We start from the raw sequence: 23,828 nt of genomic DNA, 5'->3' as shown, positions 1-23,828 counted from the left end.
GGTCATGGATGACAATCCCGATATCACCGTCATCAGATCTGCGCGGCGAAAGAAAACGGTGAGTGCAAGCTGGGTCGATGGCGTCATTGAAGTCCGGGTCCCAGCCCACCTATCGGAACAGGCAGAGGCAAAAATAGTCTCAGAAATTACCGAAAAACTCACTCGGTCGAAGCAGCAAACTAGATATAGCGATGCAGATCTAGAACAGCGAGCTGACGAGATCAATAGGCGCTACCTCGACTCGCGAGCACACATGACTTCGATCAGGTGGGTAAAAAATCAGCGCAAAAGGTGGGGGTCATATTCCAGCTTGACAGGCGAAATTCGCATTTCTGATCGTCTCCGTGGGGTCCCAGATTATGTTCTTGATGCTGTCATTGCCCACGAACTAACTCATACTTTTATCCACTCCGGTCATTCAGCCGAGTTTTGGCATTGGGCGGATCGGATTCCCTATGCCGAGCGCGCTAAGGGATTCTTAGAAGCGTGGGCACGTCAGCCGGTCAGTCGCTCATATCCATAAGGTCGGAGACAAATCCCTCGGCAGGATGGTCCTTAATCTCAGCGGGTGTAGCGAATTGCTGAATCACACCATCGTGAAGCACGAGCACCTTGGTGCTCATACTGAGAGCCTCGCGGATATCGTGAGTGATAAAAACGATGGTCAGCCCTAGCTTTTCGTGCCAGTGTTTGAGATCTTTTTGGAGCTGATAGCGGGTAATTGCGTCTACTGCTCCAAAGGGTTCGTCCATGAGTAATACCTTCGGTGACGAGGCATAAGCCCGTGCGATTCCCACCCGCTGTGCCTGGCCCCCCGAAATCTCATTAGGCATCCGGTCACGTATATCGTCGGGTAACTGGAAAGTATCCAGCAAATCTCCAACGCGCTGCGAAATCTCCTCGGGGTCTTGCTCCATAAGGGAGAGCACATACCCAATATTTTCTTCAACCGTCAGATGGGGGAAGAGCACATTGCCCTGAATGCTGTAGCCGACGTGGCGGCGCAAATCGACCAAATCGAGGTCGGCAACATTTTCGCCATCGATAAGCACGCGCCCGGAATCGGGCAGGATTAAACCGTTGATCATTTTCATGATTGTGGTTTTGCCGGACCCTGAGGAACCAACAATGCTGACAAAATCGCCGTCGGCTATTTCCAGATTGAGGTCTGTGAGCAAATGATTATCGCCGAATGAAAGGCTGACATCTTCATAGCGGATGGTAGACATGTCTTCTAGGCTCCAATCAATTTGTTGTTCACCGCGAATTCTTCGGCAACTTCAGCCACAGTCTTTCCCTCAACTTCAACTTGGTTGTTTAAGTTGGCCATCGTCGCTTCATCGATCAGTTCCTGCAGTGGGCTGAGGATCTGAGCGATCTCGGGATTTTCTCTCACAAAATCTATACGGCTAAGAACTCCCGCCTCATAGGAGGGGTAGAAGTTTTTATCGTCCTCAAGGACCACAATGCGCGGATCCGTTAGCTGGCCATCAGTGGTGAAAACGGTGATGGCATCAATCTTGCCATCCAAAATAGCCTGGTATTTCAAACCGTTATCCATATCCACGGTGTTTTTGAAACTTAGACCGTAGAATTCCGCGAGAGCGTCATAACCATCCTCACGCTCATAGAAATCGTATTCCGCACCAAAGCTCATCGACGGAGCTACCCGGGTGAGATCTGAGAAGGTCTTAATGGAGTATTTTTTGGCTAGTTCAGCATTGACCGCAATTGAATATGTGTTATTGAAGCCGAACATGGGGTTGAACTCTTGGCCGACCTGGGCGCGCAACCCATCATTGAGTTCGGCGAACTGAGATTCATCATAAGCGCGCGAATTTTTTAGGATCACCTGCCAAGCAGTTCCTGTGTATTCGGGGTACATATCGAAGTCCCCGGCCTTCATGCCGCTTTGGATATTGCTGGTGCCACCGCCAACTCCGTCGGTCATGGACACCAAGTAATCGGAATTCTCCTCGATCATGCGCTGCATTATTTTACCCAGAATAAGATTCTCGGTATTTGGTTTAGTAGCAATACGCACCGTTTGGGCACCTCCAAGATTGACTGCAAAGAATGCCACGAGCACCATGAGTACAGCCCCAGTGGCCACGAGCCCCTTAGTGGTGGTGCGCCGTGTTTTAGTCGAACCCGTCAGGCCCTTTTGTATAGCGGCCAGGAGAGCATCAGATATTAGGGCGAGGGCCGCAACGAGGGCACTACCGATAACAATCATCTGTTGGTTACCGGTTGTGATACCCCGATAAATTGCCACACCCAAGCCGCCTGCGCCCACAAAAGAAGCAATACCAGCCAGCGCGATAGTCATGGTCACCATTGTGCGTATCGAGGCAAGGATCTGCGGCAGTGCTAAGGGGAAGGTGACTGTGCGAAAAACCTGCCGCTTCGTAGCGCCCATTCCCCTGGCAGCCTCGATTAAAGCTGGATCAACGGCGCGCATGCTCACAAAGGTTGATCGCACCACCGGGAGCAAGCCATAGACGACGAGCGCAATAACCGCCGTCGTATTGCCAATGCCCGTCACAGTGATGAGCACGCCAAGCAGCGCGATCGATGGGATGGTATACGCAATATTGACCACCGCAATAGCGGGAGTGGCAATCTTGGGCCGTGTAGAGAGCCAAACTCCAGTTGCCACTCCGATCAGAGCCGCAACAATCGCGGCGCCCAGAGAGATCATGAGGTGGTCGATAATCAGATCGCCGTAAAAGCGCATAGCAGTCGGTGTCCTCACAAGGGGAAGGGGGTGACAGCTTCCCACGCCTTCCCACGATGAGGTGGGAAGGAGACAGGCTGCCACAGCACTGTTACTTGGTGCTGGTTAATATGTTAGGGCAATTGAGTGATATGTGCCCACCCGTTACCCCACACGAGTAGGCACAAAGGAGATCTGTTATTACTACAGGTCTATCAGAGGAGGTTATTGATTGGAGGGATTCTCCGGATCATCCTCGTGAGAGGATTGTTCTTCGCGTTCTTTCTCTAGTGCCGTTATCTCAGCAATAGGATCAAAATCTTTAAAATCAGAATCGTCGAGGAGAGAATCTATAAATTCTGCAGGATTCGTAATATCATCCGCGGTTGGAAGGAAATCGGGGTGCTTCCATACTCCGTCGCGGCGCTGGGTACCGACAGCTACGGTCACTCTGCGCCACAGTTCACCGGCCTCATCCGTGGGAGGCTGAGCGATCTCAAAACCGACGACCTCAAAGAAGACATTTTCGGCAGAGCCCCCGGTCAGTCGGCGGTTAATCCACTGCTTGTGGAGCTGTGCAGCTTGCGGTATCCGATCCGATAGCCCCTCTTGTACAACCACATCGACCCAACCTTCGACAAGGGCAAGAAGGCTCTCCAGGCGAGAGGTGGCGGTGATATTTCGAGAGGAAATACGCGGTTCCAAATCCATATCCTGCAACCGAGCCATAGCCTCCTGGATTGCCTGCGGATCCTGAGATTCGATATTAATCTCGCGCATGGCCTCCTCAATATGCGAGGTATCTATCTCAAGTCCAGCAGCATATTCCTCCACAGAGGATACTAGGCGTTCAACAAGCCACGGCACGGAGTGGAAAAGTCGTTGGCGCGCAGCCTCGCGGGCTGCCACATAGACCAGAACTTCCTGAGCGGGGATCCCTGAGTTCGCGGCACTTTCCTCAATGGCCAAGGGGTTAAGCGCCAAGATCCCAGGTGCCGCCACTGGTATGCCAAAGTCGGAGCCAGAAAGCGCTTGGGTAGCGAGATCGCCTAAAGATTGCCCCAAGTGCATTCCGTAGTTAACGCCTGACATCTGGTTCATCATTGCGAGCATGGGGCCGATGGCATCCTTGGCTTCGCTCGGCAGGGTATCTAGTCGCGCCTCATTTTTGTGGGCGGCAACGGGGGAGACGAGACGCTTCCACTGCGGGAGCGTCTTCTCCAGCCAATCCGCAGCAGACCACGCCTCCACCCGGGCCGAAGCCGACGGCAGGATGGTAGCGTCGTCCAGCCATAATTCGGCAAGGCGCACTGATTCTTCGCTCGCTTTGATGTGGGCGCTGCTGACTTTTTCGGTGCGCTTAAGGCTAGATAGATGTTGTATCCCTATGCGCTTGGCCATTTCATAATTCACGGCCTCTTTCTGCGCGTCGGGGGTATTCATGGAGTTACCCAAACCTGACAGCATAGCGCCGAGCTGATTGAACATATCGCCTAAGCCGCCAGAGAAATTGCCAGAATTCTCTCGGCGGTCATTATTGTCATCATCGTCGGAGCCGAAGTTGAAGGAGAAACCGAAACCGCTGTTATTCATGTCCCTAACCTACCGAAATCTAAGCAATAAGCGCTAGCGCTATATACATGCTGTTAGCGAACAGTGACCTTCTACACGTAAGCTGAGTGACCGTGAGCAGACGAACGCGAACCCTAGCTTTTGGAGCCATCCCGGTTGTTATTCTCATGACGCTTGCCCAATTAGACCATATACCTGGCACCAATTATTCCCTGACTATTCCCTATGCGGCAGAGGGGCAGGGGCCGACGTTTAATACGCTCGATGAAGTCAACGGGGTCGAGGTGATCAATATCGACGGCGCCGAGGTGGACTCAACTCAGGGTCACCTCGATATGACCACAGTAAGTGTACGTAGCAATATGACGCTCATCCAGGGACTCAATCGACTTATCGTGCACGGGGATACGCTCATCCCCATTGAACAGATCTTTCCCCAAGGAAAAACCGAAGACGAGATAAAACAGCTCAATGAGGCTGCCTTTAGTGCATCTGAATCTGCGGCTACCACCGCCGCTCTGCGTTATCTCAAGCGCCCTATGGACGTAAAGATCGCGCGTATTGTTGCTGATTCCGCCGCTGCTGAAACGCTGCGCGATAATGACGTAATTCTAGCTATCGATTCCGTCCCTGTACGCACTGGAGGTGGAGCGCAACAGCTGGTCCGAGCGAAAAAACCTGGCGATAGCATTGAGCTGAGTATCAAGCGCGGGGATCGCAGATTGACAAAAACTTTGACTTTGCGGGCGCATCCCTACGACGAGACCGTGCCCTTTTTAGGAGTCAATATGGTGACGTCGTCAGCAGAGGGAATCTCTGTGCGCTATAACCTCGAGGATGTTGGAGGACCATCTGCTGGGATGGTTTTCGCCCTCGCTGTCATTGACAAGCTTTCGCCCGGTGAACTCAATCACGGGAAATACGTGGCCGGTACCGGCACTATTACTGATACGGGCGAGGTGGGCCCTATTGGGGGCATCAAGCACAAAGCCCGAGCCGCCGCTGCTGCGGGAGCTGAACTCTTCTTAGCCCCGGCGCGCAATTGCGAAGAGCTCACCGGCGAGAATTATTCCTCCATGACAGTAGTGGGAGTATCAACGCTTTCCGATGCCGTAGCACGCATGGATGACTTTGCCGCCGGTAAAGAGCTGATAAGCTGCACCGACCGTCCATAATGGTTAAAATTTCCTCTTAGCTACCTGGGTCCACCCGAGATGCGATTGACTTAGAAGTCGCGGAGGTGGCCTCCGGTGTGGGCTCAGAGATGGACTTCACGGAATGACTTCGCGGGGATTCTACCGCGGCAATAAGCCCTAGAGTGGAAATTCTTTCCTTAGGATCGACGTCATAAGTAGAAACCATCTGCTGCATAACAAGGCCGAGACCATTATCAATTGCCGTAATAATCGCGGTATTGCCCACCGTGGACCAGCCCACCACAAAGCGGCCGGAATCGTACATCACGCGTGAAGAACGCAGTTCAGTCAGGATCTGGGTGGTTGAGGCAGCCTTGGCGTCGGAGGAGAAAAACTGAAATTGCCCAACCTCCGGCCCGGTGCAGGCCATGGAATCACTCACTCCATTGGGTTGGCAACTATCAAATTGGGCGAAAAGAGAGTCAGGCGCCAGCGTAGAAAAAGCATCGCGAGTGCGCTCAACTGGGCCGTTTAGCGCCCGTTGCTGTGTGCGCGTACTCGGGGTGTCTACCCGTGAGGTGGGCGCTTGAGCCTTTGTTGTGGGATGCGTTGTGGGATGCTGCGAGCCCTGGGTATGCGGCCCGAGAGAGGGAACCCCAACTGGTTTTACTGCAGTGCGTATTGGTTGCAATGTTGGTTGGTCAGTGGAGTCAGTGGACTCGTGAGGTAACGACTCACTGCAACCAGAGATGAGCATGAGAGCGCCACAGGTGGCGACGAGCAACCTTTTATACATAAAGGGGAGGGGAGCTGTGTGAATAACCATAGTGATCCAATCGCAGGAGAAGGACAGTTAATCGTCGAAGCCAGCCAAAAGAGTAGCGATAACTCCAGGGGCAATAGAACCGCCCCCGCGCAACTCGATGTCATCTTCGGCAAAGGGGCCCTTCGTGGCTAATTCTTCTGCCGAGGGACGCATCTGGAGTAAGGTTTGGTGCGCCCCATTTCTTAAGACACCCGATAATAGGCGCGCCGGGCGGGGCGCATCGGACTCTTCATCGGAGGAGTCGCGGAACTTAATTTCCTGGGCTAAAACGGCCCCTAAAACTTCCTCTGGCCAGGTGATTCTGGACAGATAATCTCCTAGCTCCATCGAGCCAGGAAGAATATGTGTGGGAAGCTCTTCTTGGACCACGAGAGTCAAGGGAGAGTCGTCCTGCTCGAAAGTGTCGACAGATTGGGCGATTAATCTGGTAGGCACAAGAGCAAAGAGGGTTGGGGAAGCGTCCCACCCTTCAGCATGGACAAAATCCACCGCTTCGAGCATCGCCTTATTTAAAGCTTGTTGCGATAATTCTACTCGGTGCTGATCACTCATACCCTTAATCCTTAACTCACACGTTATAAATGTATATATTCAGTTCGGGGACGGCCTAGGCGCCTTTCTTCATCTTATCCGCTGCGCACTCTATCGTGCTCCTGGGGGAGTAGATCCGTGGTCTGTGGTGGCGCAGGGACCTACAGGTGGAAGGGAGATCTGCTTTACCTCATCTGCCGTTTCTCCTCGATCTCCACTAAAGTGGGAAAGCACTTCCCTTATCATCAAAGTTTCTACAGAATTGAGGAGATGGCGTTGGCCAATCGCCTACTGTCCACCCCACGTTCGGGGCGCCCACCAAAAATCCTGACGACCTTGCTCATCATTGGTACATTGTTGAGCATTTTGATCCCTATTACGGTCACCTTCTATGCCGACTGGCTGTGGTTCGGGGCTATCGACTTCCGCAGTGTGTTCAATAAAGTTGTCCTGACGAGAATCGCTTTATTTTTTGCCTTCGGTCTCCTAGCAGCTTTATTCGTAGGAGCTACCTTATTAATTACTTACAAATCCCGAGCCCACGAGAATTTACTTTTCGTCGACGATGCTGTTGCGGAGGCGCGACGGCAACTTGAACAGTTCGTTGCTAAGCGCGGATTTGTGCTCCCCCTGGCATTCGGAGTTTTTGCTGGTTTTATCGGTCAGCAGCAGTGGCGAGTTGTGCAACTTTTCCTTAACCGCCAAAGCTTTGGAGTTACCGATCCGCAATTCGGCATGGACTTTGGCTTCTACGCATTTACCCTCCCCATGCTGCGGCTCATGCTAGGAACTGTGTCAATTCTGCTCGTTGTCTCGTTCTTCCTCGCCTTGATCGGGCACTACCTCTTCGGGGGAATCCGTCTGGCTAACTCCCAAACAGGAGCCCCGGGAGTCGTCACCATGGGGGCTCGCATCCAGCTGGGGATTACAGCTGGTCTGTATATGATCCTGCGCGCACTGGGCTATTATCTGGATCGATTTGATCTGTTGAATAATTCCAATGAAACCTTCACGGGCGCGTCATATACCGATGTTCATGCGGTACTTCCCGCCAAGATCATCTTAATGGTCATAGCAGTGCTGGTAGCTGCCTCATTCTTCTCCGTTATTTTCCTCAAGGATTTGCGTATTCCAGCGGTCTCGACAGTCCTCATGCTGCTGTCCGCCCTTGTTATCGGCAGCGCCTGGCCACTGATGTTAGAAAAGTTCTCGGTGACCCCAAACCGCGCTGAAAAAGAATCAGAATATATTGGTCGCAATATTGAGGCCACCCGCTACGCCTACGGGCTCACCGATGAACAAGTGGACTATAAGCTCGATTGGGGCGCAGAACGCGCCAGTGAAGAAGTAGTCGCGTCCGACTCAGCGACGGTGTCCAATATTCGTTTGCTGGATCCAGAAATCCTCTCTCCAACATTCACGCAAAATAAGCAGCTCAAAAACTTCTACGGATTCCCTGAGTCACTGGCGATGGACCGCTATGTCATCGATGGTGAGTTACGTGACTTCGTGGTAGCTGCCCGCGAGATCGATCCCAACTCGCTGCGCGAAAACCAGCGAAACTGGATCAACCGACACACTGTATATACCCACGGCAATGGTTTCGTGGCCGCGCGCGCAAATAAGGTCGATGAGGTCGCCCGCGACGTGGGATCAACTCGTGGTGGGTATCCCGTTTATACCGTCTCGGATCTCCAGACAACAGACGAGGATGCCAAAAAACTTGGCATCGTGGTCGATGAACCCCGAATCTACTACGGCCCACTAATTGCATCAGCGGTCGATGGGGCTGATTACGCGGTGGTTGGATCAAATTCGGATACGGCTGTGGAATACGATACGGACAACTCCACTTATACCTATCAGGGCAAGGGTGGAGTAGGCATTGGTAATTACTTCAACCGAGGTGTATTTGCAGCGCGGTACGGGGAAATCAATATCCTGTTGTCTGAACGCGTCAATGAGAATTCCAAGATTCTATTCGATCGAGATCCGCGCCAGCGCGTACACAAGGTAGCGCCGTGGATGAGCACCGATTCCACCACCTACCCGGCGGTTATCGACGGTCGCATCAAGTGGATTGTTGACGGCTATACAACTCTGCGCTCGCTTCCTTATGCGCAGCGCGTAAGCATGTCGCTGACCACGCAAGATACCACCGCCGGAGTGGGAGCGGACAACCGCGCGATTGTCAATGATGAGCTCGGTTATATCCGTAACTCCGTGAAGGCAGTCGTCGACGCCTATGATGGCTCAGTTGAGCTGTACGAATTTGATAAGAACGACCCTGTTCTAAAAGCCTGGGAAGGAGTATTCCCTGGCACCGTAAAGCCAAAGGAAGAGATCTCTGATGAACTCATGAGTCATATCCGCTATCCGCAGGATATGTTCAAGATTCAGCGCTCCATCCTTGCCCGCTACCATGTCAATGAGGCCCGCGAATTCTTTACCAATGACCGCTTCTGGTCCGTTCCCTCTGACCCATCCTCAGGTATTGACGGCAAGGCTCAGCCCCCGTTCTACGTGGTAGCTGCCGACGCTGAGACCGGTGAACCCTCCTTCCAGTTGATCACCCCATTCCGTGGTCTGAATCGCCAATACCTTGCTGCCCATATGGCGGCGAGCTCGGATCCTGAGAATTACGGCAAGATCACCGTCCGCGTATTGCCTACCAATACTCAGACACTCGGGCCCCAGCAGGCCCAAGACGTTCTGATGTCCTCTGACCAGGTGGCTCGTGACCAGTCGTTGTGGAAGGCTACTACCGAGCTTAAAAATGGAAATCTTCTCACTTTGCCCGTGGGTGGTAGCGAGATCCTATACGTAGAGCCCATCTACGCTCAGCGCAAGGGGCAAGAAGACTCCGCCTTCCCCAAGTTGTTGCGCGTACTCGTCAGTTATAACGGCCAGGTAGGTTATGCCCCGACAGTCTCTGAGGCACTCGCACAGGTTGGAATCAACCCACGTGAGGCTCAAGATATCGACCAAGCAAAAACTCTCAAGACGCCGACGGGTAAGGCACCCATAACGGAGACACCCGTCGAGGGTGACGGTGAAGATACTAGCGGTGAAGGGGTGGCTGAAAAGCCAGTACCAGGAGCTGTTAATGCTTCGGAAGCAATCACAGCGATCAACGAGGCTCTGAGCCGACTCGAGGCGGCTCGTGACGGGTCCTTCGAAGAATACGGACGGGCTCTTGATCAGTTAGATCAGGCTGTAGCTGCCTACCAAGCCCTGAACAACTAGGAGCCGATCCCCAGTACTCTTTTGCTGCCATGAGGTGGAAGGTACTGGGGATTTGTCTTTGCGCGCATGATCTGGGTATAGTTATTTCTCGTTGCGGAGACCAGATATGATCTAAGCAATTCGGCGCGGGGTGGAGCAGCTCGGTAGCTCGCTGGGCTCATAACCCAGAGGTCGTAGGTTCAAATCCTGCCCCCGCTACTATAGAAAACCCTCGCCAGGCCCATAGCCTGGCGAGGGTTTATTTTCTGCTTCGGAAGTGCTGGAGGGTCTCGGTGGAGTTCTCTTGGCTCGTTTAAAAACCTCGGTGGCCGCGCCGCGACGCGTTGTGTGACCTATTACACTCTTGTCGCGTTGTCACGCAAACGTTTCGTCAATATACCCGCTAAGTTCAACAGCAGTTTTCGTCTGGACAAGGCGGCCGAATCCAGCGTGGACGACGAGGATATAACAAAGGCGTGGGAGAGTCACAGCGCCACCGCCACGCCGACGACGTAAAGCCGACCGAGGATGAAGCAGGCAATCGCACCGTTAGAAACACCTGCCGCGATATCACCACGCTGCTCGGGCACCGACGCGAGACCGAACACCTGCAACAGCGCACCCACCGGCATGACCAACCACACGACGCTGGGCAAAAACGCAGCGGCGTGCAGGCCGAAGGCACGGACGGTACGCAGCAGTTGACCCTGTCAGCCGAGATCAGCGGGCCTCAGAGCCTCCCAATACACCGGTCGGCCGCTTTGCCGCGGAAAAAGGCATAGTCGACACATCAACCGCCGTTGTCTGCAACCGCTATTGGAGGCGGCAGCGGATGGAACCAGAGCCACTGCCACGGCCCCTTGGGAGCTGTGAGTTCATCGAGATGGTGCAGTAGGCAGCCAGGGAACAGCACCCAGCGTCTGGAAAACCGGTTTTACCGCAATCTCGGCTCTTTCGAGATCCCAACGGGCGCAGGCCAGGTTGCTCAGTCGCAAATGAATGCGCTCCAGTCGGGGCCTGTCCAGAAGGTGGGGCGCCGTGCGTACTACTCAGCGCGGTGACTACAGGGACGTGAGCAACTGCGCGGCGCATCGGGATCTTCGGTTAGCACAACTGTGTCGCGGACCCGTGACTTAGATCGGACGTCAGCTATGCATTATTCCTCTCATCCTGGCGTGCTGCGACCAGCATGTGCGCCAGTACTTCGAGGAACTTTTCTAGGTTCTCCGGATCGGCGGTGACAGCTTCGAAAACCTCGTTGGACTGTCTGGCGGCGGTGACGATGGCCCCGAGTCCCTTGTTCCTGAAGGTGTCGGTGCCGGCTACCTGTGTCGGGTCGTTCTCCCGCGTTAATGCCTGCACAGTGGTGTCTGCCGCCAAGATGCCGTAACTTGCTCGAACTGCGTTGCCGGCAGCTTGGTTTGATGAGTCCAGACCGGCCTTCGCCAGCAGTTGGTTCACTTGGTCTACGGCCTCATCGAATGCGGCTTGCACAGGCGAGTGACTGCCGACCGGACGACCGTCAAAGCCTGGCAGCCTCAGCTTCCCCTCGGGGTCGTGTGCGGCCAGTTCCAGATCCTGTTCGTCTGATGTCGGCTCGACGGAGACTCCCACCAGTTCAATGCCGACGGTATAGTCATCGTCATCGTCCTGACGCTCGAGGTTGAGGTTCTTGGCCAGCAGACCGGCGACAATCGCCCGTTTATGCAGCAGCGCGTCCTGGAAATCGACGATCTGGCTGAGAAACTCCCAGGCATGGGTGTACTTGATGAGGTTGGCCCTAAAAGACTTACCGGTATCGTAGGCCTCCTTGTCCAGCTTCAGACGGGCATCACGCATGTGATCATTCCACCGGGCCCGGATCGGCGCCACCAGCCCCTGCAGGGTTTCGGCATCCTCATGCGCTATGTAGGCATCGGCCAGTTTGTCGAGCTCGTCCGGGGTGTAGAACGCGGCGGCATCCAGGACATCACCCAGATCCGCCAAAGCGTTAGCGGGGATCTCGTCCTCGATGTAGGCATCCCGGTAATAAGGCCTGAAGGACTCCAGAATAGCGGACGGCTCGTTGATGAAGTCCACCACCATCGGCTTGGGCTTGTCCGGGAACACCCGGTTGAGCCGCGACAGGGTTTGCACAGCCTGCACACCGGAGAGCTTTCGGTCAACATACATCGCACATAGGCGCGGCTCATCAAACCCGGTCTGGAACTTGTTCGCCACGATGAGCACCTTCGCCTCGTCATGCTCACGGAAGTGCCCGGCGGTATCGCGCACACCGTTCATCGACGCCTCGGTAACCTCCATGGCCTCGTCTCCCTTTCCGTAGGTCAACGACCCAGAGAACGCCACCAGGGTGGTCATGTCCGTGTAGCCGCGCTTGGCTATATACTCGTTCATTTTGTGCGACCAGGTCGCCGCCGACATCCGGTCAGCTGCCACCACCATGGCCTTGGCGGTGCCACCCAGGTGGTGCATGACGTTGCGCCGAAAATGTTCGACGGTGACCTCCACCTTCTGGGCAATCGAGGTCGGGTGCAGGCGCACGAAACGCACCATATCGGAGACCGCTTCACCGAAGTTGACTGTCTCCTCCCTCCCCAGCGCATCACGGATGCTAGCGAACATCTGGTAGGTGGAGTAGTTGGCCAGCACATCGAGGATGAAGCCCTCCTCGATGGCCTGACTCATCTGGTAGGTATCGAATGCGACACGACGGTCAGGGTTGTGCGGGTCCACAGCTCCGTACGCGGCCAGGGTTTTTGCTTTCGGGGTGGCTGTTAGCGCAATAAAACTCAAGTTCGGGGAGTTGGTCACTGCCTTGTCCATGGCCAGCAGGACATCATCAGCGCCGATGTCCTCGCCCTCAGGAACCTCAACGTCAACGAGGATCTCACGCAGTCGGGTGGCGGCCTCACCGTGCTGGGAGGAGTGGGCCTCATCCATGATCACACAGTAGTTGCGCCCGCTAAGGGCCGGAGACTTCTCCATCATCTTCGCCAGCGCCGGGAAGGTCTGGATGGTGCACGAGATGATGTGCCCACCCCGAGAAAGAGCCGCCTCTAGCGTCTTAGACTTGGAGCCGAGTTCGTTGTTGACGTTGACCACCAGGCCCTCGGAGGCACGCAGCAGGTCCAAGCCCTCCTTGATGTTGTCATCAAGCACGGTGCGGTCGGTGACCACGATGACCGAGTCGAATACCGGCTTGCCGGCCATGTCGATGACACGGCCCGCCCGGTGGGCCAGCCACGCAATTGTCTTGGTCTTACCTGAGCCTGCTGAGTGCTGGATCAGGTAGCGACCACCAGCACCTCTGCCGGTGGTCCGGGCACGCTCGGCGATGTCGTCGATGACCTTCTCGGTGGCCCGCAGCTGGTGGTAGCGCGGGAAGATCAGTCGACCCTTGTTCCCCTTCGACGACGGCTCCCAGAGGGCATAGTCGCGCAGGATACGCAGGAACAGCTCCGGTGCGAACACCTCCTCCCATAGGTAGGCGGTGTCAGAGCCAGTTGGGTTGGCCGGGTTGCCGGCATGGCCGTCGTTGCCCTGGTTGAAGGGCAGAAAGAAGGTGTCCAGGCCCGCCAGCACGGTGGTCATGTAGACCTCCTGGTTGGACACGGCAAAGTGCACCAGTGCCCGGCCAGGCTTGAGCAGGGGCCGGTTCTTCGTCGGCTTGCGGTCCTGCTTGTACTGCTTGACGGCATCACGCACTGCCTGGGTGTTATCGGTCTTCAGTTCCAGGGTGGCCACCGGAATACCGTTGACGGTGAGTACCAGATCAAGTGTGTCGGTGCCGGTGACATCGAAGGGCACCTGGCGCAGCACCCGGAGCCGGTTGTGACGGGCTTGCTCGACAGCACTGGTGTAGAGCGGGTTTTCAGGATGGAATGCCACCATCGGGCCGAAGGTGGCGTTCATCTGGCCACGCTGGGCGTGGGAGAAGCCGTTACGCAGGGTACCGAGCAGCCCGTGCTGGACCTTCTTGGTCCGCGCGTTGAGGATCGGTGCCTTATCCAGCATCTCGGCCAGACGGTCCAGGAGCTTGGCGATGTGGACATCACGCTGCACACCCGTCGACGACTCGGGGACCGCTTTGGCAAACTCCTCCGGGTACTGGGCCTCAAGCCAGTGCAGCACGTCAGGGATATACAGCGCCCGGGCCTTGTCCCAGCCGGCGTTACTGCTAGCGCCAGCATTGCCGGTGCCGGTCAGCCACCCGTGGGCGGAAAGATGGTTGACGATGGTGTCCTCGAACGCCCTTTCCATCGTGGACGAAATACCCATGATTATTGAACCTCCTTCCGGCCGGTAACGACCTCAGTAATAAGAACAGAACGACGCTTGAGCAGAAGATCACGGAGCTTTGTGGATTCAGCGATGAGGGAGTCGATCTCGGCGGTCTCCCGATCCAGGTAGTCAGCAATGCGGCGCTGGGCATCCAGTGGTGGGAGTGGGATGAGATATAAATCTCTGATTACTGAAGGGTGGGCTTTAAATGCGTAATCGAACGAGTTCCTATACCACTCATTAAGCACCGCATAATAGAGGTACTTGATGTCAAGAACCGAGGCCTCAACAACCCTCATCCACCCACTCACATTCGTAAGTGAATACAAATGCTTGTGTCTATAAAAGGGCATCCCGCCGCCATCTATAGACCAAGATATACGTTCGTCGTCAAAAAGATACTTACCGTACTTTCCAAATAAGCCGTTATCTGTGAACGCCGAAGAGTACACGGGATAATCTCCAGGGGCACTTTGCATATCCTCCTTAGATATCACCTTTCCGCGCCCCAGCTCTAGCCAACCAAAAGTCTCGAGGTTTCGCACAGTCTTCACCAAGGATGTAGGGGGGGCGGAGTCCATGGAGTCGGCAATCAAGATGCTCCGACGCTTCTCCAGCAGCTCCACGTACCTGTCCAGGTCGGCCACCGCAGCGTCGATCTCGGCGGTCTCCCGATCCAGGTAGTCAGCAATGCGCTGCTGGGTAGCGACAGGCAGATGAGGTACACGAATTGCGCCGATGTGCTGGAGATTAAGACCATCACGCTTATCCCCACCAGCCATAAATCGAATATCTAGGTATTGAGAATGGACGGAGTAAAACACGAACCTAGGGATAAATCTCGATGTGTCGCGTACGTGGATTACGGACATGGACTGGTTAACGCACGCATCAATTCCCATTTGCGCAACCTTTCCTTTAGTCTTACCTTGACCAGCGAGGGCTACGATCAGATCGTCTTTTCGCGCCCATTTCGTTGATGAATTACCGAAGGCTTCTTCGGTAATAAAAGTGGACGGTTGAGTCACTAAACCTTGATTGACCGTGCCCGAGTTAATCCAAGGTACCGTTCCATTTTCCCAGTATCGAGCTACCTTCTTGTCGGGAGTTCCTCCGGCATAGATATGAGAAATAAATTGAAGGGAAACGGTCGATACTGCTCCGAAGTGACTCATTCTTTGACCTCTTGAAAACGAGCACGGATGGACTCGAGGACAGTCTCGATCTCAGCGTCGAGCTCCTCGAGTGAGGGCATCTCCTCGGGCTTGTAGAACAGCCTGGTCATGGGGATCTCATAGCCCACCTTGGACTCAGCCATGTCCCACACCAAATCGGGTGCAAACGGCAGCACCTCACGTTCCATGTGGGAATCCACATCCTCAGTCAGCGGAATTCGCTCAGTGATTTTGGAGGCCTTATCAATGACTTTGTTGCCGCGGTGATCAACAGCCTCCGGTGCGTGCTCATCCTCGATGGCGAGTGCATTCATGATGTGGCCGAGCAGTCCGACACCCATCTTCAGGCCAGCTGCCTTGGCAGCCGTGCGCAAATGAGCCGGCAAATCATTCCACGCCACCCCTTCACAGGACCGGATTGCAGCCTCATGGCCGGTGAATGCCTGCTTATGGTCCATAGCAGCATCAACGGTCTCATCGGTGACCGACACCGAGTAGCGCTTGATCCGGTACATGGGAACATCCACAAAGCCCAGTTCATCAGGGGTGACGATTTTGGAGTACTCCGGATCAGCGTCTTCGAAGGCACTATAAATGCCGAGGATGAACTTCCGGTCTTCCTCAGAGAACTCACGGCGCTTGTTGCCCATGCCTTTGCGCATGGGCGACCAGGTGCCAGTGGCATCGATTAGCTGGATTTTGCCGTCACGCCGAGGTTCTTTGTTCTTGTCCAGAATCCACACGTAGGTGGCGATACCGGTGTTGTAGAACATGTCCGTCGGCAGCGCGATGATCGCGTCGATGAAGTTGCCGTTGATTAGCCAGTTACGGATCTGATCAGGACCGGATCCGGGTCCACCGGTAAACAGCGGTGAGCCGTTGGTGACCACACCGGCCCGTCCACCCTTGGTGGTGCCGTGCTCGCGTTCCTTGAGCTTGTGCACCACATGGCATAGGAACAGCATCTGACCGTCCGAGACCGGCGGCAGACCATGACTGAAGCGTGAGCCCTCGATCTTGGATTCTCGCTCCACCGCGCCCTTGGAGCGCTTCCAGTCGGTACCGTACGGCGGGTTGGCGAGCACGTAGTCGTAAAGTTCACCCTCGTAGCGGTCATTGACCAGGGTATCGCCGTCGCGGATGGCATCCGGTGAAATACCGGAGACGATGAGATCGGATTTGCCCAGTGCTAGGGACTCGGCCATCATCTCCTGCCCGTAGACAGATACCTCGACATGGGGGTTGAGTTCCTCCATGGCCCGCTTGGCAACCAGCAGCATACCACCGGTGCCGGCGGTTGGGTCATAGACGGTACGTGCGGGTGCCTGACCGTGGAGGCTATCATCATCACTGGCTAGCAGGACATCCACCATCATGCGAATAGCATCACGCGGGGTGTAGAACTCACCGGCGACCTGCCCGTTCTCTGAGAAGGACCGGTACATGAGGTTCTCGAAGAGGTTGCCCATGGCGTTTTCACCGAGCGCATCGTCGGAAAGGTCGATGCCCGCAAAGTGCTTGACAACACCCCACAGGACGTTATTCTCCTCGAGTTTGGCCAGCAGCTCCGGGAACTTAAAGGCGGTCCAGATGCTGCGGACATTGTCAGAGAAGGCATCCAGGTAAGTGAGCATGCCCTGTTTGACGTGGTCATCACTGCCACCGATCACCCCCAGCGACAATTCTGAGGTGTTATAGAAAGACAGGCCATGGTCAGCGCGAATCAGGGCTTCCCACATGCTCTCCGGGAACTTCGTGTGCTTGATGGTCTGCAGCACATCAGCCTTGGTCGGCTCCAGGAGGCACTCGATCCGGCGCAGCACGGTGAAGGGGAGGATGTAGTCACCGTAGTTCTGGCGGGGCACGACACCGCGCAGGTAGGTGTCTGCTGTCTGCCAGACAGCTTGGGTGAGCGAAGTTGATGAGGTCATGCGGGCTGAGACTCCTACTTTTGTTGCTTGATCACTGAACGCGGAACACGACTGAGAATCATCGTCCACTACGATGTGGACACTTCACCCCGCTAGGCCGAAAATGTGATCGAGAAATCGGTCGAAATGACGATGCTGCCAGGGTGAATGATTCTTCGCATATTCTAACTTTGGATGTGGTGTAAGCCTATTTTTTGGGGAGTGGGGGTTGTCGGTTTATAGAGTGGACTAATATCGCGTAATCGGATGGGTGTGAAACGGGCAATCATAGGAGCAAGAAGCCATCCGTGCGCTCTATCGGGAGATGACGTTGCAACTGTGCCTCGAGTCGTTGCACATGGACTTCCGCACCCACGGCTGGCGCACCACGCTCAGCATGTTCTATAACGACACCATTCCCGTCGACCAACGCGCCAAAAGGTTCGCCACTGCGTCGAAGTCAACCATACGAACTACACACCCGACGACGTGGACACCATGGCCGCGTCACGTTCCGCCATGTTCGCTGCTACACGAAAGCGGCAACAAATCGCGCTCAGTCCTCGCATCATATGCGCGTCGTCGAGTAGACATTGGTGCAGATCGTGGGCATAGGGGGCCTTTCGTTGACAGGACCGCTTTGAAGTGGCGCTCCATGGCTCTAAGTGGTCCTTTTCTTCTTCGTTAGAGTCAATGAATCTAATAGTGTTGCTGTATCGACACCGGTAACATGCGTAAAAACGTTGTTTACAGGAGGCTGCCAGCGACAACATTTTTAATTATGGCTATAGACCTAACGCTGGGTTCATAACTAAGAGGTCGTAGGTTCAAATCCTGCCCCCGCTACTAATCGCACTAAAGCCCCCTCTTCGAAGGGGGCTTCAGTGTTTTTCGGGTCAGGTCGACAGTCTCTAGCTCGCTGACCTCCCCACCATGAACGGCCGCAATTCCGTTTCTCGGTAATTTCTCGGCGACCACCCACCTAGGTAGATGGCAGTGGAAAGGCCTAAACTGTCCGCAGTTTTGCCCATGCAGTGTCGAGGTCCTAAGAGCGGGGTAAGAGGGTGTAGGTAAAGGTGTAACCTTCGGCTAAGTCTTCTTATTCAAACTGCCGTGTAGCTCCCTTTCCTCCCATAAGGAAAACGCGGCATCGCTGCGATTAAGTCACTCGGAGCTATGTAGCTTCAACAAATCTCATCGTAATCGACAGCGGCAACCTTGAAAATCTTGGTAAGTGCTGGATCCAGCAAAGCTAGTTAGGGTTACCTTAGCAAAATCGGACATATGTGTGTATCTTGTAGTAATGCACCCTTTCTTAAGGGTGTGCTCTCGCGAAAAAAATGAACGTCGTGGGATCATGCAACGAAAGGACATTCATGAAGAAAGCGGTGCTTAATAGCATCTTAAGTCTCGCGGTTGTGAGCTCTCTGGCAGCTGGCACGATAAGTCAACCTGCCCTGGCTCAGCCCCTCGACTACACGGTAGCCCAGGCTCGGGGTGGGTCCACGATTCCGAATGAGTTTCTCATTGAGCCCAAGTCGGATTCGGCGTCTTATACTGCTGCTTTTGAGCTATACGACCAAATTTACAAAGCTCGCTCGTACTACTCCGAAGGTGCTCAGGCATTTTGGCTGCGTGAGGCGCCGAATGAGTGGGCTGGAAGATTCTATGCCAGGAACCAAACTTTGATCGCTCAGGCGGCACGCGAGATGATAATCCTGCAGGCGGAGGATTTCCAGGGAGCCCGCGATCTGGATGTGAGCTCGATCGGCGTAGATCCAGTAGTTGAGGCCTCAGCTGCTGAGATCATTGATCGAGCAATGGTACATTTCACCGAATTGAAAGCAACCTCCGATCGACAGCTGGATATCCAAAACCGTTTGGATAATCTAGGCCAGGCCAAGTCAGGCTTGAATAATTACAAGGGTGACGAGAAGTTCATCTTCCGCATTCCGAGTGCTGCAGTGGTTAATTGGGGCGTGCCGCAAAAGTACTTAGATTCAGGTCGAAGCCCGTTTACTCCCAGTGATTTTGCTGGTATCACGGTGACACAGGTCGCCTACTCGGCGACTGATCAGGCTCAGCAAGTCTCCCAAGAAGCGCTCGAAGCCGATGCCCTAACAAATGCAACCCCTCAGGGGCCCACGGCCACAGAGGTCGCGGCACCGCTGCAGAAGGCTCTTAATGATGTGGTCGACGGCGTGCTGGGATACAGCGGAAAGGTTCTCTTTGACGAGTGGATCAAGCTTGCCAAGATTGCTGATGATGCGGCTCGTCTCTTAGCGGAGGTTAATTCGCTAGAAAGGGCCAATAATGTGGCGGGCATCGAGGCCCAGACCGAGAGAGTTCGGCAATTAGAGTCCACGTTCATCCAGGCGTCGCAGGCTATTGACAAAGAACGGCAAGATCTCCTCACGGACCTTGCTTCAGCACTTGAGGCCGTGCGTACCCTTGATGATGCTGATTTAACTCAACAAGCTGAGGAACTGAAGGCGGACTTCGATAAGGCGAATAACTTTGCGATTAGTCCTGAGCTAAAGAAACGACTGAAGGAACTTCAATCTGAAATAGCCAAGCGATCAGGGATTAACCAAGATGATCAAGAGGCCCCCACTGATCAACCAACCCCACCTGCAGAGCAGACCCCAGAGAATCCAGCACCCCCCGCTGATCCGGGACAGCAGCCAGAACAGGATCCAGAAGCGTCTTCGCTGGGCGCGGGAGCAATTGCTGGGATCGTATTGGCGGTCGTTGCTGTTGTAGGCGGAATCATGGCGGCGCTATCTCATATGCTCCCGCAGTTAGGTGCGCTAGCTCAGACTTTAGGAATTCGCATCTAGGACATTTCTAGCATTCTATCTTGGGTGAAATGCCAAGAGGAGGCGAAGGCAACTACCGTAGCTCAATCGATGGTTGCCCTCGCCTCCCTTTTATTGGGGAAGTAGTTACCCCCAAGGCCTCACTTGTTTTGTTTATGTGGGCTTGTGGCGTGGTTATTCCCCCCCGTTATCTACCCCATCTTTCCCAATGAGAGGGCGATGCCGCGTAAGTACACGGGATTTTCCTCGGCAAGGATATCAATTTGTTCGATGGTGGATTGGGTAACGTTCTCATCGAGGGGCACTCGGATGGTTGCGAGTGAATAGCGGCCATTGTCATTGGCAGATTCTCGATTGCGCAACGCTGGATCCTCAGGATCAAGGGCGATAGCGTGGAGTGATCCATCAGCGAGGTGCAGGTTGAGATTCACCGTGGTGGGTTCGGTATACGAACCTGTTGGGGCAAGCGTGATAGCGAGGCTTCGAGCACCGCTTACTTTAGTTTGAGTGCTAGCTTTCGTCAGGCGGCTAACTCCAGTGAGGATATCTACCACTCCTTTATCAGCCATGGGGCACAGATCGTCCGGCTTGATAGGATTCATCGGATCCCCGATATGACAGGGGGTACTATCGCCACTAAATTCCGTGTGGTTGATAAAAGCTGCGGGCTCGGGGCTTAGAGCAAGCCACGTGATGGGAGTGTCCGCAACAGTTTCTGGTAACGGGGCTGAAGCGCTAAGAGGCAGGCTCGTGGGTTTACCGCGCAAGGTGGCATCGAAGAAGTCGATACTCATGGTGCTGAGGATTTCTTCGTGGGTGGGGGCATCTGCACAATTTGTGAGGTCACAGGCAGTGCGATCATCCATCTCAGCGGCAGCTGCGGTGCGGTTAATGAGCATATGGCCAAGTCCCGGGGCGTGAGCTGCTAGCGCAGGGGAGGTGCGGGGAGTATCGAGGTAGTGACCGAGCCAAAGGTTTGCTGACTTTCCCACATCTTGGTCCATATCGCCGCTCAGTGCGAGGTAGGGGATATCGCGGGGAGCTGGGTTAAGGGCTTCGAGATCATAGGTATCGTATGCGGGGGCATAGGCGAAAACCGATTTCAGAGATCTTCCACCCACCACGGTGGCAGCTGAATCTACGAGGCTTCCGGACCTTGAGTGAGCAAAAAAACCTACCGTAGACATATCGATTTTGTCGGTGAGATCTATACCGAATGTTTGGGTCTTTCCAGAATTATCTTCCCTAACTGCAGCGAGTAGCGCGCCCACGCTTCCTTCCCACATTGTGTTTTGGTCATAAGGTTCGGTGACATCGTAGCCGGAGAAGATGGCTCCGAGATCAGGAATGAGGGTGGCGTAGCCCTGTGAAGCATAGGCCTCACCAAGGTAGGTCATGCCGCGGTCAAATCTATGTTCCTCCTCGCCTTGAGGGCAGGGAAACGCAAACGTGGATTCGCCGCAGTTAGGAGCCCGGAGGTGGCTGATAATAACCAAAGGAGCGGGCTCGGAGGTGGACGTCGGGGTCACTAGCACGCCTCGAATAGGTGCACTGTAACTTCCGACGGTGGTATTGCCGAGATCAACGTCGGAGATCGTGGCGTTAGTGGTGGAAGACTGTTGCACTTTGAGCGGAGCCCGTGGCCGGTCTGGGGCTGCGTGCGGTCCGTCTGGATCTGCGGTGTCCATGGTACTAGAGGCGATGGACGAGGGGTCGGTTGATGGTTCAGGGGGAGTGGTAGAGGCGCACCCTGAAAGGACGAGGCTAAGGGAGGCGCCAAGCGCTGCGAGTGGATATGTCGAGAGTTTCATAGTGCTCTATTTTAGGTTGACTGTTGTCGCTTTGATGATAGGCCTCAAGAGAATTGGCGTGATGTGGTACAAAAGTGCACCTAAACGCTGTTCAGTAACTGTGTGCTAGGACATAATTCACTGCGAGATTAGCCACAAATATACCCGTTTTGCTTATTTGAAACCCGTTACCAAAAGGTGAGAATACCTGCCTAGACGTGCCTATATAAGAAAAAGTTATCTCCAATAAGAAGATTCAGCACACTCAAACGGACAAAAGTGGGCATGAACTCACCGTTATTTCTGCCCAACTCGACTGCAAAAAACCTGCATATACCCTAGATTCTTTAAGTATGAGTCCAAGAAAAATTGGAGTGACTGAAGTAGCACTCCGCGACGCGCATCAGAGTTTATTCGCAACGCGCATGGCCCTCGAAGACATGGTCGATGCCTGCGCCGATATTGATCAGGCAGGATTCTGGTCAGTTGAATGTTGGGGTGGTGCAACATTCGACGCCTGCATCCGCTTCCTCAATGAGGATCCGTGGAAGCGACTGCGCACCTTCCGCGAGCTCATGCCCAATTCTCGCCTGCAGATGCTACTGCGTGGCCAGAACCTCCTCGGCTATCGTCACTACGAAGATATGGTGGTCGATAAATTCGTCGAAAAGTCCAAGGAAAACGGCATGGATGTTTTCCGCGTTTTCGACGCCCTCAATGATCCTCGCAACCTCGAGCGCGCCATGAAGGCCGTGAAAAAGGTCGGTGGGCATGCTCAGGGTACGATTTGCTATACCGTATCCCCGCTGCACACCGTCGAGGGCTATATCGAGCAAGCCGGTCGACTGCTGGATATGGGTGCCGATTCAATCGCGCTCAAGGATATGGCTGCGCTACTCAAGCCGCAACCAGCCTATGAAATCATTCGTGGCATCAAGGATAGGTACGGCGATGATACTCAGATCAACGTGCACTGCCACTCGACTACCGGCGTGACCCTTGTAACTTTGATGAAGGCCATTGAGGCTGGAGCAGATGTTGTTGACACCGCCATCTCCTCTCTCTCCCTGGGCCCTGGCCACAACCCCACCGAATCCCTCGTTGAAATGCTCGAAGGATCCGATTTCGAGACTGACCTCGACATGGATCGTCTAATCAATATCCGCGACCACTTCAAGAAGATTCGTCCGAAGTATAAGGAATTCGAGTCAAAGACTCTCGTCGATACCAATATCTTCCTCTCTCAAATCCCAGGCGGCATGCTGTCCAATATGGAATCTCAGCTCAATGCCCAGGGTGCCGGCGATCGCATCGACGAAGTGATGGCCGAAGTACCTCGCGTGCGCGAGGATGCTGGCTTCCCACCACTGGTGACCCCATCCTCTCAGATCGTGGGTACCCAGGCGGTCTTCAACGTACTCATGGGTCGGTATAAGGTCATGACCGCTGAGTTCGCAGACCTCATGCTTGGCTACTACGGTGAGTGCATTGGGGAGCGCAATCCCGAACTCATCGCTCAAGCGGAAAAGCAAACCAAAAAAGAAGCTATTACCTGCCGGCCAGCTGATCTACTCGAGCCAGAGTGGGATGAACTGCGCAGCCAGGCCGAAACGCTCGAAGGCTTCGACGGCACCGATGAGGACGTTCTCACCAATGCCCTCTTCCCAGGTGTTGCACCAGGATTCTTCAAATCTCGACCAGAAGGTCCAAAGAATGTGGGCAAGGATCCAAGTAAGTTGAAGAAGCGCGAGAACGAGCCTGTTCTGGAACCAATCACCTACCGAGTCACCATGGGCGGTCGCACAGAGACCGTTCGCGTTGAGCCAGCCGAATAAAAGGGAGAA

At 54.5% G+C, this 23,828-nt stretch carries 16 protein-coding genes and 1 tRNA gene; 7 read left to right on the top strand and 10 right to left on the bottom strand.

The window, feature by feature from the left end:
• Nucleotides 1-4 precede the first annotated feature (4 nt).
• Nucleotides 5-523, top strand: a complete 519-nt coding sequence (locus NXS13_RS02460; RefSeq protein ID WP_259289306.1) for a SprT-like domain-containing protein — start codon at nt 5-7, stop codon at nt 521-523.
• Here the strand turns inward: NXS13_RS02460 and NXS13_RS02455 are convergent.
• From NXS13_RS02455 to NXS13_RS02445, 3 genes are all read right to left on the bottom strand, one after another.
• Entirely contained in the window at nt 504-1,229 is a 726-nt protein-coding gene (locus NXS13_RS02455; protein ID WP_259077148.1) for an ABC transporter ATP-binding protein, read from the bottom strand. The two genes, NXS13_RS02460 and NXS13_RS02455, sit on opposite strands and share 20 nt — an antisense overlap.
• 5 nt (nt 1,230-1,234) lie before the next feature.
• Entirely contained in the window at nt 1,235-2,737 is a 1,503-nt protein-coding gene (locus tag NXS13_RS02450) for an ABC transporter permease/substrate-binding protein (RefSeq protein ID WP_259077147.1), read from the bottom strand.
• Nucleotides 2,738-2,941: 204 nt separating this feature from the next.
• Nucleotides 2,942-4,309 carry a zinc-dependent metalloprotease gene (locus tag NXS13_RS02445; RefSeq protein WP_259289305.1) on the bottom strand — a complete coding sequence of 456 codons (1,368 nt, stop codon included), beginning with the start codon at nt 4,307-4,309 and terminating at the stop codon, nt 2,942-2,944.
• A gap of 92 nt (nt 4,310-4,401) precedes the next feature.
• On the opposite strand from NXS13_RS02445, the gene NXS13_RS02440 reads away from it, so the two are divergent.
• Nucleotides 4,402-5,463, top strand: a complete 1,062-nt coding sequence (locus NXS13_RS02440) for a PDZ domain-containing protein (RefSeq protein WP_259289304.1) — start codon at nt 4,402-4,404, stop codon at nt 5,461-5,463.
• 16 nt (nt 5,464-5,479) lie between these two features.
• On the opposite strand, the gene NXS13_RS02435 is transcribed toward NXS13_RS02440, so the two are convergent.
• Together NXS13_RS02435 and NXS13_RS02430 are read right to left on the bottom strand one after the other, a co-directional pair.
• Nucleotides 5,480-6,250: a hypothetical protein gene (locus NXS13_RS02435; RefSeq protein WP_259289303.1), complete on the bottom strand. Its 771-nt coding sequence runs from the start codon at nt 6,248-6,250 to the stop codon at nt 5,480-5,482.
• A gap of 27 nt (nt 6,251-6,277) precedes the next feature.
• Entirely contained in the window at nt 6,278-6,802 is a 525-nt protein-coding gene (locus NXS13_RS02430; RefSeq protein ID WP_259289302.1) for a PPA1309 family protein, read from the bottom strand.
• A gap of 249 nt (nt 6,803-7,051) precedes the next feature.
• On the opposite strand from NXS13_RS02430, the gene NXS13_RS02425 reads away from it, so the two are divergent.
• Nucleotides 7,052-10,027, top strand: a complete 2,976-nt coding sequence (locus NXS13_RS02425) for a UPF0182 family protein (protein ID WP_259289301.1) — start codon at nt 7,052-7,054, stop codon at nt 10,025-10,027.
• A 124-nt stretch (nt 10,028-10,151) separates the two neighbouring features.
• Nucleotides 10,152-10,225, top strand: a tRNA-Met gene (locus NXS13_RS02420).
• 266 nt (nt 10,226-10,491) lie between these two features.
• Here the strand turns inward: NXS13_RS02420 and NXS13_RS02415 are convergent.
• From NXS13_RS02415 to NXS13_RS02400, 4 genes are all read right to left on the bottom strand, one after another.
• Nucleotides 10,492-10,662 carry a hypothetical protein gene (locus NXS13_RS02415; protein ID WP_259077141.1) on the bottom strand — a complete coding sequence of 57 codons (171 nt, stop codon included), beginning with the start codon at nt 10,660-10,662 and terminating at the stop codon, nt 10,492-10,494.
• A gap of 493 nt (nt 10,663-11,155) precedes the next feature.
• Nucleotides 11,156-14,269 (bottom strand): type I restriction endonuclease subunit R, encoded by a 3,114-nt coding sequence (locus tag NXS13_RS02410; protein WP_396125067.1) that lies wholly within the window; start codon nt 14,267-14,269, stop codon nt 11,156-11,158.
• 20 nt (nt 14,270-14,289) lie between these two features.
• A complete protein-coding gene (locus tag NXS13_RS02405) occupies nt 14,290-15,465 on the bottom strand; it encodes a restriction endonuclease subunit S (protein WP_259289299.1) in 1,176 nt (391 codons plus the stop codon).
• On the bottom strand, nt 15,462-17,396 hold the full coding sequence (locus NXS13_RS02400; protein ID WP_259289298.1) for a class I SAM-dependent DNA methyltransferase: 1,935 nt from the start codon (nt 17,394-17,396) through the stop codon (nt 15,462-15,464). Before NXS13_RS02400 ends, NXS13_RS02405 begins: the two co-directional genes overlap by 4 nt.
• A gap of 304 nt (nt 17,397-17,700) precedes the next feature.
• On the opposite strand from NXS13_RS02400, the gene NXS13_RS02395 reads away from it, so the two are divergent.
• Entirely contained in the window at nt 17,701-18,063 is a 363-nt protein-coding gene (locus NXS13_RS02395) for a hypothetical protein (RefSeq protein ID WP_259289297.1), read from the top strand.
• 688 nt (nt 18,064-18,751) lie between these two features.
• Nucleotides 18,752-20,215, top strand: a complete 1,464-nt coding sequence (locus NXS13_RS02390; protein ID WP_259289296.1) for a hypothetical protein — start codon at nt 18,752-18,754, stop codon at nt 20,213-20,215.
• Between the two features lie 170 nt (nt 20,216-20,385).
• On the opposite strand, the gene NXS13_RS02385 is transcribed toward NXS13_RS02390, so the two are convergent.
• Nucleotides 20,386-22,005, bottom strand: a complete 1,620-nt coding sequence (locus NXS13_RS02385) for a hypothetical protein (RefSeq protein ID WP_259077133.1) — start codon at nt 22,003-22,005, stop codon at nt 20,386-20,388.
• A 332-nt stretch (nt 22,006-22,337) separates the two neighbouring features.
• Between NXS13_RS02385 and NXS13_RS02380 the strand changes: the two genes are divergently transcribed.
• Entirely contained in the window at nt 22,338-23,819 is a 1,482-nt protein-coding gene (locus NXS13_RS02380; RefSeq protein WP_259077132.1) for a methylmalonyl-CoA carboxytransferase subunit 5S, read from the top strand.
• Nucleotides 23,820-23,828: the final 9 nt, after the last annotated feature.

The organism is Corynebacterium sp. ES2730-CONJ, assembly GCF_024834055.1.
Classification (GTDB): domain Bacteria; phylum Actinomycetota; class Actinomycetes; order Mycobacteriales; family Mycobacteriaceae; genus Corynebacterium.
Note: the sequence above shows the minus strand (reverse complement) of the source record. Positions and strands in the feature narration are given on the sequence as shown.

Coding starts and splice junctions, on each gene's coding strand:
- NXS13_RS02435 (WP_259289303.1), bottom strand. CDS start 6,250: ATGGTTATTCACACAGCTCCCCTCCCCTTTATGTATAAAAGGTTGCTC.
- NXS13_RS02380 (WP_259077132.1), top strand. CDS start 22,338: ATGAGTCCAAGAAAAATTGGAGTGACTGAAGTAGCACTCCGCGACGCG.
- NXS13_RS02425 (WP_259289301.1), top strand. CDS start 7,052: ATGGCGTTGGCCAATCGCCTACTGTCCACCCCACGTTCGGGGCGCCCA.
- NXS13_RS02445 (WP_259289305.1), bottom strand. CDS start 4,309: ATGAATAACAGCGGTTTCGGTTTCTCCTTCAACTTCGGCTCCGACGAT.
- NXS13_RS02450 (WP_259077147.1), bottom strand. CDS start 2,737: ATGCGCTTTTACGGCGATCTGATTATCGACCACCTCATGATCTCTCTG.
- NXS13_RS02460 (WP_259289306.1), top strand. CDS start 5: ATGGATGACAATCCCGATATCACCGTCATCAGATCTGCGCGGCGAAAG.
- NXS13_RS02385 (WP_259077133.1), bottom strand. CDS start 22,005: ATGAAACTCTCGACATATCCACTCGCAGCGCTTGGCGCCTCCCTTAGC.
- NXS13_RS02405 (WP_259289299.1), bottom strand. CDS start 15,465: ATGAGTCACTTCGGAGCAGTATCGACCGTTTCCCTTCAATTTATTTCT.
- NXS13_RS02430 (WP_259289302.1), bottom strand. CDS start 6,802: ATGAGTGATCAGCACCGAGTAGAATTATCGCAACAAGCTTTAAATAAG.
- NXS13_RS02395 (WP_259289297.1), top strand. CDS start 17,701: ATGACGTTGCAACTGTGCCTCGAGTCGTTGCACATGGACTTCCGCACC.
- NXS13_RS02400 (WP_259289298.1), bottom strand. CDS start 17,396: ATGACCTCATCAACTTCGCTCACCCAAGCTGTCTGGCAGACAGCAGAC.
- NXS13_RS02390 (WP_259289296.1), top strand. CDS start 18,752: ATGAAGAAAGCGGTGCTTAATAGCATCTTAAGTCTCGCGGTTGTGAGC.
- NXS13_RS02410 (WP_396125067.1), bottom strand. CDS start 14,269: ATGGAAAGGGCGTTCGAGGACACCATCGTCAACCATCTTTCCGCCCAC.
- NXS13_RS02455 (WP_259077148.1), bottom strand. CDS start 1,229: ATGTCTACCATCCGCTATGAAGATGTCAGCCTTTCATTCGGCGATAAT.